The sequence below is a fragment of the Roseospirillum parvum genome (genome assembly GCF_900100455.1).
Classification (GTDB): domain Bacteria; phylum Pseudomonadota; class Alphaproteobacteria; order Rhodospirillales; family Rhodospirillaceae; genus Roseospirillum; species Roseospirillum parvum.
In genome coordinates, this window is sequence record NZ_FNCV01000003.1 from 320,313 (window position 1) to 336,675 (window position 16,363).

The 16,363-nt window shown below is 70.7% G+C and carries 15 protein-coding genes; 3 read left to right on the forward strand and 12 right to left on the reverse strand.

Annotated features, from left to right (window positions below; genetic code table 11):
• Positions 1-5: 5 nt before the first annotated feature.
• Entirely contained in the window at positions 6-584 is a 579-nt protein-coding gene (locus BLR95_RS06620; protein ID WP_092617227.1) for a bactofilin family protein, read from the reverse strand.
• Positions 574-2,037 (reverse strand): peptidoglycan DD-metalloendopeptidase family protein, encoded by a 1,464-nt coding sequence (locus BLR95_RS16050; protein ID WP_092617230.1) that lies wholly within the window; start codon positions 2,035-2,037, stop codon positions 574-576. The genes BLR95_RS06620 and BLR95_RS16050 overlap by 11 nt, the downstream gene beginning before the upstream one ends.
• Before the next feature lie 369 nt (positions 2,038-2,406).
• On the opposite strand from BLR95_RS16050, the gene BLR95_RS06630 reads away from it, so the two are divergent.
• Positions 2,407-2,880 (forward strand): phosphatidylglycerophosphatase A family protein, encoded by a 474-nt coding sequence (locus tag BLR95_RS06630; RefSeq protein WP_092617233.1) that lies wholly within the window; start codon positions 2,407-2,409, stop codon positions 2,878-2,880.
• Between the two features lie 38 nt (positions 2,881-2,918).
• Entirely contained in the window at positions 2,919-3,509 is a 591-nt protein-coding gene (locus BLR95_RS06635) for a CinA family protein (protein ID WP_092617236.1), read from the forward strand.
• Here BLR95_RS06635 and BLR95_RS06640 read toward each other — a convergent pair.
• The 10 genes from BLR95_RS06640 to BLR95_RS06685 form a co-directional block, all read right to left on the reverse strand.
• Positions 3,476-3,931, reverse strand: a complete 456-nt coding sequence (locus BLR95_RS06640) for a type II toxin-antitoxin system RatA family toxin (RefSeq protein ID WP_092617239.1) — start codon at positions 3,929-3,931, stop codon at positions 3,476-3,478. The genes BLR95_RS06635 and BLR95_RS06640 overlap by 34 nt on opposite strands.
• Before the next feature lie 58 nt (positions 3,932-3,989).
• Positions 3,990-4,970, reverse strand: a complete 981-nt coding sequence (lipA, locus tag BLR95_RS06645; protein ID WP_092617242.1) for a lipoyl synthase — start codon at positions 4,968-4,970, stop codon at positions 3,990-3,992.
• A 34-nt stretch (positions 4,971-5,004) separates the two neighbouring features.
• Complete coding sequence (lpdA, locus tag BLR95_RS06650; RefSeq protein ID WP_092617245.1) at positions 5,005-6,417, reverse strand: dihydrolipoyl dehydrogenase; 1,413 nt, start codon at positions 6,415-6,417, stop codon at positions 5,005-5,007.
• Between the two features lie 31 nt (positions 6,418-6,448).
• The gene (locus BLR95_RS06655; RefSeq protein ID WP_143130947.1) at positions 6,449-7,165 is read right to left on the reverse strand and encodes a hypothetical protein; all 717 of its coding nucleotides are present in this window, start codon (positions 7,163-7,165) and stop codon (positions 6,449-6,451) included.
• Between the two features lie 39 nt (positions 7,166-7,204).
• On the reverse strand, positions 7,205-8,515 hold the full coding sequence (locus BLR95_RS06660; RefSeq protein ID WP_092617251.1) for a pyruvate dehydrogenase complex dihydrolipoamide acetyltransferase: 1,311 nt from the start codon (positions 8,513-8,515) through the stop codon (positions 7,205-7,207).
• Between the two features lie 48 nt (positions 8,516-8,563).
• Positions 8,564-10,030, reverse strand: coding sequence for a pyruvate dehydrogenase complex E1 component subunit beta (locus BLR95_RS06665; RefSeq protein WP_092617254.1), 1,467 nt, complete (start codon positions 10,028-10,030; stop codon positions 8,564-8,566).
• A 55-nt stretch (positions 10,031-10,085) separates the two neighbouring features.
• A complete protein-coding gene (gene pdhA, locus BLR95_RS06670) occupies positions 10,086-11,144 on the reverse strand; it encodes a pyruvate dehydrogenase (acetyl-transferring) E1 component subunit alpha (protein ID WP_092617257.1) in 1,059 nt (352 codons plus the stop codon).
• Positions 11,145-11,369: 225 nt separating this feature from the next.
• Positions 11,370-11,711: an FtsB family cell division protein gene (locus BLR95_RS06675; RefSeq protein WP_245689318.1), complete on the reverse strand. Its 342-nt coding sequence runs from the start codon at positions 11,709-11,711 to the stop codon at positions 11,370-11,372.
• Between the two features lie 85 nt (positions 11,712-11,796).
• A complete protein-coding gene (locus BLR95_RS06680; RefSeq protein WP_245689320.1) occupies positions 11,797-13,287 on the reverse strand; it encodes a malonyl-CoA decarboxylase in 1,491 nt (496 codons plus the stop codon).
• Between the two features lie 122 nt (positions 13,288-13,409).
• Complete coding sequence (locus BLR95_RS06685) at positions 13,410-14,900, reverse strand: NAD(P)H-hydrate dehydratase (RefSeq protein ID WP_092617260.1); 1,491 nt, start codon at positions 14,898-14,900, stop codon at positions 13,410-13,412.
• Positions 14,901-15,048: 148 nt separating this feature from the next.
• Between BLR95_RS06685 and BLR95_RS06690 the strand changes: the two genes are divergently transcribed.
• Complete coding sequence (locus BLR95_RS06690; protein WP_092617263.1) at positions 15,049-16,317, forward strand: D-amino acid dehydrogenase; 1,269 nt, start codon at positions 15,049-15,051, stop codon at positions 16,315-16,317.
• Positions 16,318-16,363 lie beyond the last annotated feature (46 nt).

The following is a 16,363-nucleotide window of genomic DNA, read 5'->3' on the forward strand; positions in this document are numbered from 1 at the left end:
TCGGCTCAGCCGGTGGCGCTGGCGTTGCCGGGTTCGGCGCCGCGGGCCGCCTTGAGCAGCTTGCGGGCGGGATTGCCGCCCTCCACCCGGGCCGCATCCGCCGAATTGGCGGCCGGATTGGCGGGCGTGGCACCGGCCTGATTGGCCGCCGGAACCTGATTGGCCGCCGACCGGGGGGCATGCGAAGGTGCCTCGGACGGATCGACCCGCCGGCAATGGCCTTCCATGTGAGCGCCGGGCTCGATGGCCAGGCTCTCGTGGCGGATGTCGCCCTTCATCTGGGCGGTGCTGGCCAGGAACACGGTCTGGGCGCTGACCAGACCGTGGATGGTGCCGTGCAGCCGCACCGTCTTGGCGGTCACCTCGCCGGTCACCCGGCCTTTCACCCCGACGACCAGGGTGCCGCAGCGGATGTCGCCTTCCACCTGACCATCGATCTGGATTTCGCCGGCGCATTCCAGGTCGCCGACCACCTTGAGGTCGGTGCCAAGCAGCGACGGCACCGACTTGCCGGTCGCCGTTTCCGACCGGTTGGCCTCCGGCAGTTGCCTGCCCGCGCTCTTGCTGCCGCCCTTAGAGAACATGCTTGCCTGCCCGAATGAATTTCATCGGATTCACCGGCTGGTCGTCCTGGCGCACCTCGTAGTGCAGGTGGGGACCGGTGCTGCGCCCGGAGTTGCCAAGCCGGCCAACCACGGCGCCGCGCTCCAGCTTCTGGCCCACCTTCACCGCGATGCTCGACATATGGCCGTAGCGGGTCTTCAGACCCATCCCATGATCGACCTCGACCAGCCGGCCATAGTTGCCTTTCCACCCGGCGAACGTCACGACGCCCGGCGCCGTGACCTTGATTTTCGCTTTGAGAGGGGCCCCGAAGTCAAGCCCTTCGTGCATCGCCTTGCGGCCGTTCATCGGATCGGTGCGCAACCCGAAGCCCGAGGTAATGAAGTATTCATCCAGCGGGACGGCCAGGGGCAGCCAACCGGTCAGTCCGGACAGGCTTTCCCAGCGGTCGATTCGGTCATTCAGGGTGGCAACCGAGTGCTTAAGGCGCTCATCGCGCGCAAGCACCGACTGGGCCGGCACGAACGGCCCACCGACCCCGACCCGGGCCCGCGCCTTGTCCAGCAGTTCGTCGAGATCGAGCCCGGTGGCGGCCAGATGTTCCTCGATCTCGGCCACCTGCTCCTCGGCCAGATCGGCGAAGCGCTCGAACACGGCCAGTTGCACCCGCTCCATCTCGCCCAGGGTTGTTTCCAGCTCGGCGACCCGGTGGGCCAGACTGTCGCGCTCCGAGTAGGCCAGATCCCGTTGCAGGACCACCTTGCGCAGTTCCAGGTCGATGGTGTCGATGTCCATGGCCCCGGTCTCGGCCACCTGGACCATCTCCTGTTCCAGGTAGTCCAGTTCCTTGGCCAGCCGGGCCCGCTCGCGCGCCGCCGCCTCGCCGCGGGCGGCCACGTCGCCGACCTCGTCGCGCAGTTCGGCCACCGGATCGGGCGACGCCTCGTCGCCGCCGCGCTCGGCGGCCACTTTCACCTCGGTCTTCAGGCGTTCCAGCTTGCCGTGCAGGCGGGCCCGCGCGTCCTCGATCCGCTGGCGCGCCTCCTCGCTTTGCTCGAGTTCCGAGAGAAGGCTCTCAAGCCTATGATCCAGTTCGGCTTTCTCTTCCATCAGGGCGATGGTGACGCCGTGATTCTGCTCCAGGTCGCGGGCCACCGTGGCGACCCGGTCGCGGTACGCCGTGACCTGGGTGAGCAGCGCCCGGTAGGCATTCTCGGCCTCGCGGACCTGATGTTCCTTGGCCGCCAGGATGATCCCGTTGGCCCCCAGCATGGCGGTGGTGAACAGCCCCCAGGCGACCAGCAGCACCACCCCGATGGCCAGCGTCATCTGCAGACGGCTGCCCAGGGTCACTTCGCGCAGGTGGTGGCCGTCCGAACCGCCGCGAATGACGATCTGGCGTTTGGCGAACACCCGCTGAATGGCGCGTTGAAAAGGTGAAAGTTCTCGGGTCAGCGGATCGAAAGCGCTCATACCCCTGTCCGTCCCCCAAGTTTTCGAACAACCGTTTTCGAGCAATCGCCTCGGATCGGGCTTTCCTCGCCCCCCGTTAACCCGCTCTGCCAATGGTCCACGCCGGCCCGGCCAGAATCCTGGCCGACCGCCGACTGCGGCCCAGGGCCCGACGGCTGCTTCCCGACGCCGTCGATGGACTCCTGACGGATGGCAGTTCACGGACGGGCGGGACTGTACCCGCCCGGTGCTGGACCTGGCAAACGGAAAGTACGTAACCGAGCCCACAGGAAGGTGTCAAAAAACGTCTCAGGTATTTGATATTGCTCAGACCATCTCCCATGATGCAGCACCCCGCGCGCGCCAGCCGCCCCCACCTTGGAGTCGCCCATGCCTGCCCCCGCCAAGCCTTCCGCCGCCGCCCACCTGCTGGCCATCTGGTTCGGCTGCGGCCTGTCGCCCAAGGCGCCGGGCACGGTCGGCTCGCTGGCCGCCCTGCCCCTGGCCGCCCTGCTGGCGTGGCTGGGCGGCCCCTGGCTGCTGGCCGGGGCGACCCTGGTGGTGGCCGGAGTCGGCTGGTGGGCCAGCGCCGAGGAGGCCCGGAGCAGCGGCGACGCCGACCCGAGTCGGGTGGTCATCGACGAGGTCGCGGGACAGTGGCTGACCCTGATCGCCCTGCCCCTCGACCCGCTGGCCTACCTGATCGGCTTCGCCGCCTTCCGGCTGTTCGACATCACCAAGCCCTGGCCGGTGGGCTGGGCCGACCGGCGCCTGAAGGGTGGTCTTGGAATCATGGTGGACGACCTTCTGGCCGGCTGCTATGCGGCGGCCCTGAGCGGCCTTGTCCTGTGGGCCCTGAGCTGACCCCCACCCCCATCGACACCGCCATTTGGAGGCCACCAATGAGCATCCTGCCCGCCGATCTGGTTCACGCCGCCGAGCAGACCATCGCCCTGCTGGTCGAGCGCGACCTGACGGTGACGGTGGCCGAATCGTGCACCGGCGGGCTGATCGCCGCCTGCCTGACCGCCGTTCCGGGGGCCTCGGCGGTGTTCGAACGCGGCTTCGTCACCTACGCCAACGCCGCCAAGGAGACCATGCTCGGGGTGCCGGCCGAGTTGATCGCCGAGCACGGCGCGGTCAGCGAGGTGGTGGCCTGCGCCATGGCCCATGGGGCGCTGGTCAACGCGCCGGCCGGGGTGGCCCTGGCGGTGACCGGCATCGCCGGTCCGGGCGGGGGCAGCGCGGAGAAGCCGGTGGGACTGGTCCATGTGGCGGTGGCCCGCCGGCTGGGCGAGGACCCGGCGGCCGAGGACCCGGACGTGGAGATCCTCCACAAGCGCTTCCAGTTCCTGGGCGACCGCGACCACGTGCGCCGGGCCACGGTCAGCGCGGCGCTCGATCTGCTGGCGGCGATGCTGGAGGAGGCGGTCGAGGACGACCCCGACCAGACGGCGGCTCAGCCGGCCGAGGACAGCCCGGAGGGGCCGTAAAGCTGCCGGGCCCGCTGCTCGAAGGCGGCGACCATGCGCTGCACCGCCTCGTTGAACAGGGTGCCCATCAGCTTCTGAAGCATTTTCGAGCGGAACTCGAAATCGACATAGAAGTCGATGCAGGTGCCGTTCTCCTGCTCGATGAACACCCAGTGGTTGTTCAGGTAGCGGAACGGCCCTTCCTTGTAGGTGACATTCACCTTGTCGGTACCGATCAGCTCGACGCGCGAGGTGAAGCGCTCGCGGATCATCTTGAAGCCGACCACCAGATCGGCCTCGAACACCGTGTCGCTCAGGCGGCGCTTGATGCGCGACCCCAGGCACCAAGGCAGGAAGTCGGGATAGCGTTCGACATCGGCGACGAGGTCGAACAACTGCTTCTGGGTGTACGGAACGATCCGCTTTTCGGCGTGCGTGGGCATGACGGCGCGGAAACTAGTGGATTTTTCGGCGAAGGCAAATCCTTTCGCCGTTTCTGGCTTATTCTTTTTCACCCCGCTGGCCGGACAGGGCCCGCTGGCGGGCTGCCTGAAGCTCCGCGAAGTCGGCGTCGGCATGGTACGAGGAGCGGGTCAACGGGCTGGCCGAGACCATCAGGAAGCCGCGCCCCCGGCCCCGTGCCGCCAGATCGTCGAAGGACTCCGGGGTCCAGAAATCGATCACCGGGGCGTGCTTGGGGGTCGGTTGCAGGTACTGGCCGACGGTCAGGAAGTCGACCCCGGCCGAGATCATGTCGTCCATCACCTGGCTCACCTCGTCGACGCTTTCGCCCAGACCGACCATCAGGCCCGACTTGGTGAACATCGCCGGGTCCAGTTCCTTGACCCGGGCCAGCAGGCTGAGGCTGTGGAAGTAGCGCGCCCCAGGGCGGATGGACGGGTAAAGCCGGGGCACCGTCTCCAGGTTGTGGTTGAAGACGTCCGGCCGCGCCGCCACCACCGTTTCCAGGGCGCCTTGCTTGCCCCGGAAATCGGGCGTCAGCACCTCGATGGTGGTTTCCGGCGAGGCCTGGCGCACGGCGGCGATGGTGGCGGCGAAGTGGGCCGCCCCGCCGTCCGCCAGATCGTCGCGGTCGACCGAGGTGATCACCGCGTGCCTGAGGGCCAACTCACGCACCGAGGCGGCGACCCGCCCGGGCTCGTCGGCATCCAGGCCCGAGGGCTTGCCGGTGCGCACGTTGCAGAAGGCACAGGCCCGGGTGCAGGTGTCGCCGAGAATCATGAAGGTGGCGTGGCGGCGGGCCCAGCACTCGCCGATGTTGGGGCAGGCCGCTTCCTCGCACACCGTGTGCAGGCCGGCGTCGTGGACCAGCCGGCGCACCTCGCCATAGCCCTTGGAGGTCGGCGCCTTGACCCGGATCCACCCCGGTTTGCGCGGCGACGGATTGTCCGGCCGACGGGCCTTCTCGGGATGGCGGGGGCGGACCGACGGCGCGGCGTCGGCCGGGGACTGAACGGTCATCGGCAACGGCTTTCGATAAAACGGAGCGGGTGACTCAGAAATGTAGGGCCCGCCCCTCGGCGTCAAGGACGCTTTCGTGCATCATTTCCGACAGGGTGGGATGGGGAAAGACGGTGTGGATCAGCTCGGCCTCGGTGGTTTCCAGGCCCATGGCGATGGCATAGCCCTGGATCAGCTCGGTCACCTCGGCGCCGATCATGTGGGCCCCCAGCAGCTCGCCGGTGTCGGCGTCGAAGATGGTCTTGATCAGCCCCTCGGCCTCGCCCAGGGCCACCGCCTTGCCGTTGCCGATGAAGGGGAAACGCCCGACCTTCACGGCATGCCCCTGGGCCTTGGCCTTGTCCTCGCTCAGGCCGACGCTGGCCACCTGCGGATGGGCGTAGGTGCAGCCCGGAATGCGCAAGGGGTCGAGCGGTTCCAGCCCCTTGACCCCGGCGATGTGCTCGGCCGCCAGCACCCCCTCGTGCGAGGCCTTGTGGGCCAGCCAGGGGGGCGCCGTCAGGTCGCCGATGGCGTAGACGCCGGGCTCGCCGGTCACCCCGAAGGGTCCGGTCACCACGTGCCCCCGGTCCAGCTTCACCTTGCTCCCCTCCAGGCCCAGGTTGGCGCTGTTGGGGCTGATGCCGACGGCCAGCAGGACGCGCTCGGCCGTCACCTGGTGCTGCTTGCCGTCGCGGGCCAGGGTGGCGACCACGCCGCCGTCGCGCACCTCCAGCTTCTCGACCGTGGTCCCGGTGTGCAGGGTCATCCCGTCGCGCTTCAGCGACTTGGCCATCAGGGCCGAGATTTCGGCGTCCTCCTGGGGCAGGATGCGGTCGAGCACCTCGACCACCGTGGTCTGGCTGCCCAGGGTGTGGAAGAAGCTGGCGAACTCGATGCCGATGGCGCCGGAGCCGACGACCAGCAGGCTCTTGGGCAGGGTTTCGGCCTTCAGGGCGTGGCGATAGGTCCAGATGTGCTCGCCGTCCGCCTCCAGGCCGGGGAAGGTGCGGGCCCGCGCCCCGGTGGCCAGGATGATGTGCTCGGCGGCGAGGGACTCGGTGCCCTTCTCGCCGCGCACCGCCAGCCGCCCCGGGCCGTCAAGCTGGGCCCGGCCGCGGATCACCGTCACCCCGTTCTTTTTCAGCAGGTGCCCCACCCCGCCCGACAACTGCCCGGCCACCTGCCGCGAGCGGGCGACGATGGCCTTGAGGTCGGCGCCCACCTCGCCGGTTTTCAGGCCAAAGCTGTCGGCCTGCTTCAGGGTGCGGTAGATGTCGGCCGAGCGCAGCAGCGCCTTGGTCGGGATGCAACCCCAGTTGAGGCAGATCCCGCCCAGTTCGGCCGCCTCGACAATGGCCGTCCTGAGGCCCAGCTGGGCGGCCCGGATGGCCGCCACGTAGCCGCCGGGACCAGACCCGACCACCGCCACCTGGAACGCCGGCTCGGCCTTCCGCTGTTCGGCCATCGGCGGGGGCTCCTTTCGCGTTGCTGGAGTTTCAGCGCTCGGCCAGCGGCTGCCAGGCCGTGTCGGGCACCTTGCGGCCCAGCGCGCCCTCCAGGGTTTCGATGACGAACGCCGTACGGGCGGTGTCCTCGGCGGCGCGCAGGCGCTCGTAGCTGAAGCGGGCCATGTCGAGCACCGGCAGCAGGTTGAGGCGCCAGATGTTGTCCACCCGCTCGAAGATCAGCGACACCGACGACGGCTTGCCATCGGCCTTCATCATCAGGGCCTCGGCGGTCCAGCCCAGGCCCCGGGTCGGGCCGAGCTGGATGGTCTCCACCCCCTGGCGGCCGAACAGCCCGGCGCCCAGCGCCAGGGCAGCCAACTGGCGACCGTGGGCCGCTTTCAGGGTCTCGGCGTCATGGGTCAGGCGCAGGCGCAGGACCAGGATCTGATCGGCGATGGCCAGACTCTTGACCTCCTCGGCCGAGGCATACAGGGCGGCGTTGCGGATGCTGGCCAGCACCGGCCAGGAACTGGGCGAAACCAGGGCCGCCGCCGAATCATAGTCCTCGTCCTGCAGGGCGATGCGGAAGGCGTCGAACGACGTCTTCAGCGCCGCGTCCTCGGCCTCGGACAGCGGACCGGGCTTTACCTGACGCATCTCGGGCGCCTGATCGGCGGGTGGCTCCTCGGCCCCGGCGGGCAGCGCCGGCGCGGTGGCGAGCAGGGCGAACAGACCAAGGATCGGCAACAGGAGGCGAGCGGACACGGTTGAAATTCCTTGTTCAGGGAGTGACGACGCCGGAGTCTACAGCATCAGGGTGATCGGGTCCTCGATCAAACCCTTGAGGCGGGCCATGAAGGCCGCCGCCACGGCGCCGTCGATGCAGCGGTGATCGACCGCAAGGTTGAGGCTGAGCACGGTGCCCACGGCCAACTCGTCGCCGCGCACCACGGGCCGGCGCTCCCCCGCCCCGACCGACAGGATACCCCCCTGCGGCGGGTTGAGGATGGAGGTGAAGCTCTTCACCCCGAACATGCCCATGTTGGAGATGGTGAAGGTGCCGCCGCTGTATTCCTCCGGGGTCAGCTTGCCGGCGCGCGCCTTCTCGGCCAGCCGGCGCGCCTCGGCATGCAGGGTGGACAGGCTCTTGGCCGGCACGTCGCGGATCACCGGGGTGATCAGGCCGTCGTCCAGGGCCACCGCCAGCGCGATGTCGACCCGCGAGAAGTGCAGGATCGCCGCCTCGGTGAAGGCGACGTTGCAGCGCGGCTCGGCGACAAGGGCGGCGCCGGTGGCCTTGACGATCAGATCGTTGACCGAGATCCGGTCGGCCTTGTCGGCGATGCGGCCGTTGAGGTCGGCCCTGAGGCGCAGCAGCGGATCGAGGTCCACATCAATGGCGACGCTGAAATGCGGCACGTCCCGCGCCGAGGCGGTGAGCCGCCGGGCGATGGTGCGGCGCATGGAGGAATGGGGTTTGGCCTCGTGGGGCGGCAGGCCGAACAGCAGAGGATCGTCGGCTTGCGGCGTCTCGGGCGCCTCGGCCTGTGTCTTGCCGGCCGCCGGTTGGGGAGCCGTCCCGCCGGCCTCGACCGCCGCCTCGATATCGGCCTTGAGGATGCGCCCGCGCGGCCCGCGCCCGGACAGGGCGGCCAGATCGATGCCATGGCGCGCCGCCAGCCGGCGGGCCAGCGGCGAGGCGAAGACGCGCGACCGGTCGGCCGGCGGGGTGGCCGGACCAGGGGCGGGCCGCGGCGCCTTGGAGGCACCTTTCGGGGCATCGTCCTTGGCGGCGGGAGTCTCGGCCTGGGGGGACGGCGGCGGCTGCGGGCCCGCCTGTGCCGGCTCCGCGTCCAGCGCCGCCGCATCCTCACCCTCGGCCAGCAGGCGGGCGATGGGGGTGTTGACCGCCACTCCCTCGGTGCCCTCGGGCACCAGGATGCGGCCCAGGGTCCCCTCCTCCACCGCTTCCATTTCCATGGTCGCCTTGTCGGTCTCGATCTCGGCCAGAAGATCGCCCGCCGCCACCGGGTCGCCTTCGGCTTTCAGCCAGCGGGCCAGCTTGCCTTCGGTCATGGTCGGCGACAGGGCCGGCATGAGGACATCGATGGGCATCGGGCTTGGCACTCCCCCCTGGGGTTGGATCGGGTGGTGAACGGGACGTCAGTAGCGCCCCTGGCAGACGGCGCGTGCCGCCTCGGCGACCCGTTCGGCATCGGGCAGGGCGAGGCGTTCCAGGTTGGCGGCGTAGGGCAGCGGCACATCGGCCCCGGCCACCCGGGCGACCGGGGCGTCCAGCCAGTCGAAGGCCTTTTCCATGACGGCGGCGGCGATCTCGGCGCCGATGCCGGCCACCGGCCAGCCTTCCTCGACGGTGACCAGCCGGTTGGTCTTCTTCACCGAGGCGACAATGGCCGGCAGGTCGAGCGGGCGCAGGGTGCGCAGGTTGATCACCTCGGCCTCGATGCCCTCGCCGGCCAGACTCTCGGCCGCCTCCAGGGCCACCCCGACCATGCGCGAGAAGGCGACGATGGTCACCGCCTCGCCCGGCCGCTCGACGCGCGCCCGGCCGATGGGCAGGACCCACTCGGGGTCCTCGGGCACCGGGCCGGTCTGGCCATAGAGCAGCTCGTGCTCCAGGCAGATCACCGGGTTGGGATCGCGGATGGCGGCCTTCAGCAGCCCCTTGGCGTCGGCCGCCGACCACGGCGCCACCACCTTGAGGCCCGGCACGTGGGCATACCACGAGGCGTAACACTGGCTGTGCTGGGCACCGACCCGAGAGGCGGCGCCGTTGGGCCCCCGGAAGACGATCGGGCAGCCCATCTGGCCGCCCGCCATGTACAGCGTCTTGGCCGCCGAGTTGATGATCTGGTCGACGGCCTGCATGGCGAAGTTGAAGGTCATGAACTCGACCACCGGCTTCAGGCCGCCGAAGGCCGCGCCCACCCCCAGACCGGCGAAGCCGTGCTCGGTGATCGGGGTGTCGATCACCCGTTTGCCGCCGAATTCCGCCAACAGGCCCTGGGTGACCTTGTAGGCCCCCTGGTACTCGGCCACTTCCTCGCCCATCACGAAGACCGCGTCGTCGCGCCGCATTTCCTCGGCCATGGCGTCGCGCAGGGCCTGACGGACGCTGGTTTCCGGGCTGTCGCCCTGGGGCGTCGGATCGGGCGTGTCGTCCGGTGGGCTGTAGGCGGTGGTGGTGCGGATCAGCCCGGCCACCGGATCGTCATCCTGGGCCAGATCGTCCGTGGGGGCCGACTTCGCCGCCGCCGGGGGCGCGGCGGGCTTCTCCGCCGGCTGGTCCGCCGACTGGTCGTCGGGCTGGGCCGGTTGAGGCGGGGCCTCGGCCGGCGGGGCGTCGTCGAGCGCCGATTTGTCCTCGCCCTCGCCCAGCAGACGGGCGATGGGGGTGTTGACCGCCACCCCCGTGGTGCCGGCGGGGACCAGAATCTGGCCCAGGGTGCCCTCGTCGGTGGCTTCCATTTCCATGGTCGCCTTGTCGGTCTCGATCTCGGCCAGAAGGTCGCCCGCCGCCACCGGGTCGCCTTCCGTCTTCAGCCAGCGGGCCAGCGTGCCCTCGGTCATGGTCGGCGAGAGCGCCGGCATCAGCACGTCAATGGGCATGGGGCTCGGGTGTCCCTTTTCTGTCGGGCCCGGTTTTTGTCAGGCCCGGTTTCCATCAGGCTTCGATGAGAATGTCGGTGAACAGTTGGTCGGGGTCGGGTTCCGGGCTGTCCTGGGCAAAGGTGGCGGCGGCGTTGACCACTTCCTTGATCTCGCGGTCGATGGCCTTGAGGCCGTCCTCGTCCAGATGGCCGCCGTCGAGCAGCAGGGCGCGCACCTTGTCGATGGGGTCCTGCTCGGAGCGGATCTTGTTGACCTCCTCGCGCGAGCGGTACTTGGCCGGGTCGGACATGGAGTGGCCGCGATAGCGATAGGTGCCCATCTCCAGGATCATCGGCCCCTTGCCGGCCCGGGCATGGCTGGCGGCTTCCAGGGCGGCGTCGCGCACCGCCACCACGTCCATGCCGTCGACCCCCTGGCCGGGGATGCCATAGCCCTCGCCGCGCCGGAACAGTTCGCCCCGAGCGGCGTGGCGGGCCACCGAGGTGCCCATGCCATAACGGTTGTTCTCGATCACATAGACCACCGGCAGCGACCACAGGGCGGCCATGTTGAAGGATTCGTAGACCTGCCCCTGGTTGACCGCGCCATCGCCCAGATAGGTGAAGCACACCCCGCCGTCCTCGCGGTAGCGGTGCGAGAAGGCCAGCCCGCTGCCGATCGGCACCTGCGCCCCGACGATCCCGTGGCCGCCGAAGAAGCCCTTGTCGCGGCTGAACATGTGCATGGAGCCGCCCTTGCCGGCCGAATAGCCGTCGCGGCGGCCGGTCAACTCGGCCATCACCCCGTTGGGGTCCATGCCGGTGGCCAGCATGTGGCCGTGGTCGCGGTAGCTGGTGACCACCGTGTCGCCCGGCTCGGCGGCCGCCTGCACGCCGACGACCACCGCTTCCTGGCCGATGTAGAGGTGGCAGAAACCGCCGATCAGGCCCATCCCGTAAAGCTGGCCGGCCTTCTCCTCGAAGCGGCGGATGAGCAGCATGTCGCGCAGCCAGGAAACCAGTTCGTCCTTGTCCGGTCCCTGCTTGCCCGGACCCTGCTTGCTCGGCCCCTTGCGGCGGCGGCCCTTGGCGGGGCCGCTGTTGCGGCCCTGGGCTGACGTCTGCTCGGCCATCGGCTGGGCTTCCCTTGTTGTTCCGGACGCTGGGCCATCACCGGCTGGCGATGCACCGGACCCGGGCGGGCACGCCGCGGACCCCTGCGGCAGAGATGTGGCAAGGCCCTTGCGGAATCAAGGCGATCCGGGAATAAAACTTTGTTTTGCAATGCACAAGCAATCAAGCCGACATGCTGCGTCGCAGCATCCAGGGAGCATCCCGGAAGCCGCCAGAGGCGCCGCTCACTGCCCCTCGTCGAGCCCCTCGCCCGGCACCAGCGGCACCACCCGCTCGCCCGGATAGCCCATGCCCAGGCGGCGCCGGGCCAATTCCTCGACCATGTCGGCATCCAGCGAGTCGGGGCGCAGCAGGCGCACCCGCTCGGCCAGTTCGGCCCGCTGGGCGGCCAGCCCGGCGGCCTCGACGCGGGCCTGCTCCAGTTCCTGGCGCACCTGCCACCAGCGCAGCAGGCCGCGATCGCCATGCACCGTGTGGAAGCCGAAGTAGACCACCGCCACGGCCCCGATCATGGGGCCCACGGCGCGGCGCAGTCTGTCCTTGAGGTCGCTGTGGGTCGGGCGCATGGCCAACCCAGGGAATCACCAACCCGACTCGGCGTCAAGTCAAGTTTTCCGCCGAGTCGGGCTTTTTGTCCCGGGGTCTTTCGCCCTACCCCTCGGCGAGGTTGCGGATGGCCGAGGACACGGGGATGCGCCCCTGGCCGGTATAGGACTCGTGGTTCTTCTCGATCTCGTTCAGCTTGTAGAGGTAGTTGACCATCATGCCGGCCGAGCGGGTCAGGCCGTTGGTCGAGGTGTCGGCCATCCAGTTCAGGCGCTCCAGGCGCGCCCCGTTGGTCAGATGGAAGTGGGCCACCGGGTCGAGCGCCGTCGGCGGGCCTTCGGCCGGCACGCCGTCGCGTGGCGAGCGCTTCTCCAGGTACAGATAGCGCGCCGCCAGCCGTTGCAGCAGCGGCTTGACGGCCGCCGCCGTGGCCTCGTCGGACAGCCAGTCGGAGTGGCCCAGCACCTCGGCGAGCATGGTCGAGGGGGCCTCTTCCCAGTCCTTGCCGAGGGCCTTCAGGGTCTTGCGCTCGGCATTGGTGAGCAGGGCCTCGATCCCCTCGCCGGCCAGCCGGGCGTCGAGCCAGGCCCTGAAGCCGGGGATCGGCGACAGGGTGGCGAAGGTCTTGAGGTTGGGGAACTCGGTGCTCAGCTCCTGCACCACCCGCTTGATCAGGAAGTTGCCAAAGCTGATCCCGGCCAGCCCGCGCTGGGCGTTGGAGATGGAATAGAAGATCGCCGTGTCGGCCTTGGTCGGGTCGAGCACCGGGGCTTCCTCGTCGAGCAGCGCCTGGATGCTGTCGGAGATGCCACCGACCAGGGCCACCTGCACGAAGATCAGCGGCTCCTCGGGCATGCGCGGGTGGAAGAAGGCGTACAGCCGACGGTCCGAGTCGAGGCGGTTCTTGAGGTCCTGCCAACTGTCGATGCGGTGCACCGCCTCGTAGGCGATGATCTTTTCCAGCACCGCCGCCGGCGAGCGCCAGGTCAGCCGCTCCAGGTTCAGGAAACCAACATCGAACCAGTTGGTCAAAAGGTCCTTCAACTCGCCCTGCAGGGCCTTCAGGGCCGGGTCGCGACGCGACAGGCGCAGCAGTTCGGCCCGCATGTCGACCAGGAAGTGCACCCCCTCGGGCAGGGCATTGAACTGGGTCATCAGGCGGACGCGCGGCGGCTGCAGGGCCTGGCGCACCCGATGCGCCGCCCGGGCCAGGGCCGTGCCGTCCTCCGGGTTGGTCGACTGATAGGCGGCCATGGCGGCCAGCGCCGCGTCGCGGTCGGGGCCGTACTCGGCGGCCAGCAGATGCAGGAAGCGGGCCCGCCCCTCCTCGTTCAGGCCGGTGTAGGCGCGCCCCAGGGCGGCCGCCCGCTGGCGCGCCGAAACCTCGCCGCCCAGACCCTCCAGACAGGCCTCCATCTGGGCCTGGACGCGCATCAGGTCGGACTCCGGCAGCCCCGGCTTGAGGTCGGACAGATCGCTGCGCCCGCCCCCCACGTAGCCGTGCCAGAGCCGGGAAAAGCGCTCCATGAAGCCAAGCCCGCCCGTCCCTTGCGGGGATTCGGGAGGCGCCGTTTCGGTGATCGTCTCGCTGGCCATGCCCTGCCTCTCTGCTGCGAGCGATGGCCACTCCGGCCACCGCACATCACGGATTGTTTCCGATTATTTCAGTCCTCAGTGTTACCAGAGCAAGGGGCTCGGACAAGAAGGAAGTTTTCGGGTCAGCGCGGATCGGGCGCCCCGAACAGGTGGCGCAGCACCCCGGGCAAGGCCTCCGGCAGGTCCTCGGCGATCAGCCCCGGGCCGACCGCCCGGCCCGCCGCCCCATGCAGCCAGACGGCGGCGCAGGTGGCCTCGAAGGGTGCCATGCCCTGGGCCAGGAGGCCGAGGACGAAACCGGCCAGCACATCGCCGGTGCCGGCGCTGGCCAGATCGGGCACCGCGTTGGCATTGATCACGGCCCGGCCATCGGGCGCCGCCACCACGCTGTCGAAAGCCTTGAGGACGACCACCGCGCCGCTGCGCCGGGCCGCCGCGCGCGTCGCCTCCAGGCGGCCCAGGCGGGCCGGGTCGAGGTCGGGAAAAAGGCGGGCGAACTCACCGCCATGGGGAGTCAGCACGGCCGGCCCGCGCACCGCCCTGAACAGGCTTTGCGGGGCCTCGGCGAAGCTGGTCAGGGCGTCGGCATCCAGCACCACCGGGCGGCCGCTGGCCAGCACCGTCAGCACACGACCGGCCAGCACCTCGCCGGCCCCGCCGCCGGGCCCGAGCAGCCAGGCGTTGAGGCGGGAGTCGGTGAGCAGGGCATCCAGATCGCCCGGACCATCCAGCGGGCGCACCATCACCCCCGGCTGGTCGCCGGCATAGAGGGCATGGACCGCCGCCGGGGCGGCCACGCTGAGCAGCCCGGCGCCGACCCGCCGCGCCGCCCGGGCGGCCAGCCGGCCGGCCCCGGTCAGCCGCCCGCCGCCGACCACCAGGGCGTGGCCCCGGCTGTACTTGTGGCCCGCCGGGTCGGGCCGGGGCAGCGTCCACAGGGCCGGGTCGTTGAGCCACAGGCGGCCGTCCTGGGCGGCCACGGCGGCCTCGGGGATGCCGATGTCGGCGACCACCAGTTCGCCCCTCTTGAGCCGTCCCGGCAGCAGCCAGTGGCCCGGCTTGGCGCGGGCGAAGGTGACGGTCAGCGCGCAGTCGGGCGCCTCCCCCAACGCCAGCCCGGTGTCGCCGGCGATGCCGCTCGGCAGGTCGACCGCCACCACCGGCAGCCGGCGCTGGCCCAGGGCGGCGATCACCTCGGCCGCCACGCCCTCCAGAGGCCGGGTCAGGCCGGCCCCGAACAGGGCATCGACGGCCAGCCCGGCGCCCTCCAGCAGAGCCGGCGAGAGGGGCTCGACGGGACCGGCCCAGGCGTCGCGCATGTGGGCCGCGTCGCCTGTCAGGGCCGCCGGGTCGCCGAGCAGCCCCAGGCGCACCGGCCAGCCCGCCTCGGCCAGCCGGCGGGCGATCACGAAGCCGTCGCCGCCGTTGTTCCCAGGGCCGCAGAGCACCGCCACCGGGCCGCGCGCGAAACGGGCGGTCAGCGCCTCGACCACCCGCTGGCCGGCGTTTTCCATCAACCTGATGCCGGGCACCCCGGCCACGGCGGCGGCGTGGTCGGCGGCGGCGCTCTCGGCCACGGTCAGCAGGCGCAGCGCGGCGCTGGGGTCGGACATGGCGGAAAGACTCCCGAAGGTTGGCGCGGCCCCGCCCGGACGGCTATATCGGGGCGGCGCCACCGCGCCGGGCGGGGCAGCGCCACCGCGCCGATGTGGCCGTCCGGGCGGGGCACATGGATCGCGTTCGAAAAAAAGGGTAACCGCCGTGCGGGTGATTGTCATCGGAGCCGGGGTGATCGGCACCACCAGCGCCTGGTATCTGGCCGCCGACGGCCATCAGGTGACGGTGCTGGAGCGCCGCCCCGGCCCGGCCGAGGAAACCAGCCGGGCCAACGGCGGGCAGATCTCGGCCAGCCACACCGAGCCCTGGGCCAGCCCGGCCAACCTGATCCAGGCCATCGGCTGGCTGGGCCGGCGCGACGCCCCGCTGGTCCTGCCGTGGTGGAAACCCGACCCCGAACTGTGGGGCTGGCTGCTGGGATTCCTGCGCAACTGCACCCCGGGCCGGGCCCAGGCCAACCAGGCCCGGGCGCTCCGGCTGGCGGTCCACTCGCGGGTCTGCCTGGGTGCCCTGCGCGACCAGCTCGACCTTGATTACGAGCAGGCCCGGCCGGGCATCCTCAACCTCTACCGGACGCCGCAAGGCTGGACCCGGGCGCGCCGCGCGGTGCCCGCCATGCGGGCCAACGGGCTGGCCGTGGAGCCCCTGGAGGCCGCTGCCATCAAGGCCCGCGAGCCGGCCCTGGCCCATCTTGGCGATCTGGCCGGCGGCCTGCTCAGTCCCGACGACGAGACCGGCGACGCCCACCTGTTCACCCGCGCCCTGGCCACCCACGCCGCCCAGGCCGGGGTGGGGTTCCGGTTCGACTGCCCGGTGCGCGGCTTGCTGGTCGAGGGCGGCGGGCGGCGGGTGATCGGGGTGGAAACCACCGACGGCCCCTGGCGCGCCGACGCGGTGGTGCTGGCGGCGGGCAGCTTTTCCGCCCCGCTGGCCGGCAAGGCTGGTCTTGAGCTGCCGATCTATCCGGCCAAGGGCTATTCACTGACCGTCGACACCTCGGCCACCCCGGCCGAGTATCTGCCCCGCCACAGCCTGATCGACCATCACACGCGGATGGTCTACGCCCGCCTGGGGGATCGGCTGCGCGCCGCCGGGACCGCCGAGTTGACCGGCTATGGCGACGATGTGGACCCGGGCCGCTGGGCGGTGGTGCGCGACCACGCCCGCGCCCTGCTGCCCCACGCCGGCGACTATGCCGAGGCCCAGCCGTGGGCCGGTCTGCGCCCGGCCACCCCCGACTCGTGCCCGATCATCGGCCCGGCGCCCCTGCCCGGCCTGTGGCTGAACAGCGGTCACGGCACCCTGGGCTGGACCATGGCGGCGGGCAGCGGCCAGCTTCTGGCCGACCTGATGGCCGGCCGCGCCCCGGCCATCGAGGCTGCCGATCTGGGGTTGAACCGCGGGCGTTCCTGAAATTCCCCCCTGCGCGCCGAACGTTCTCGACCGATTTGGTGCGGAA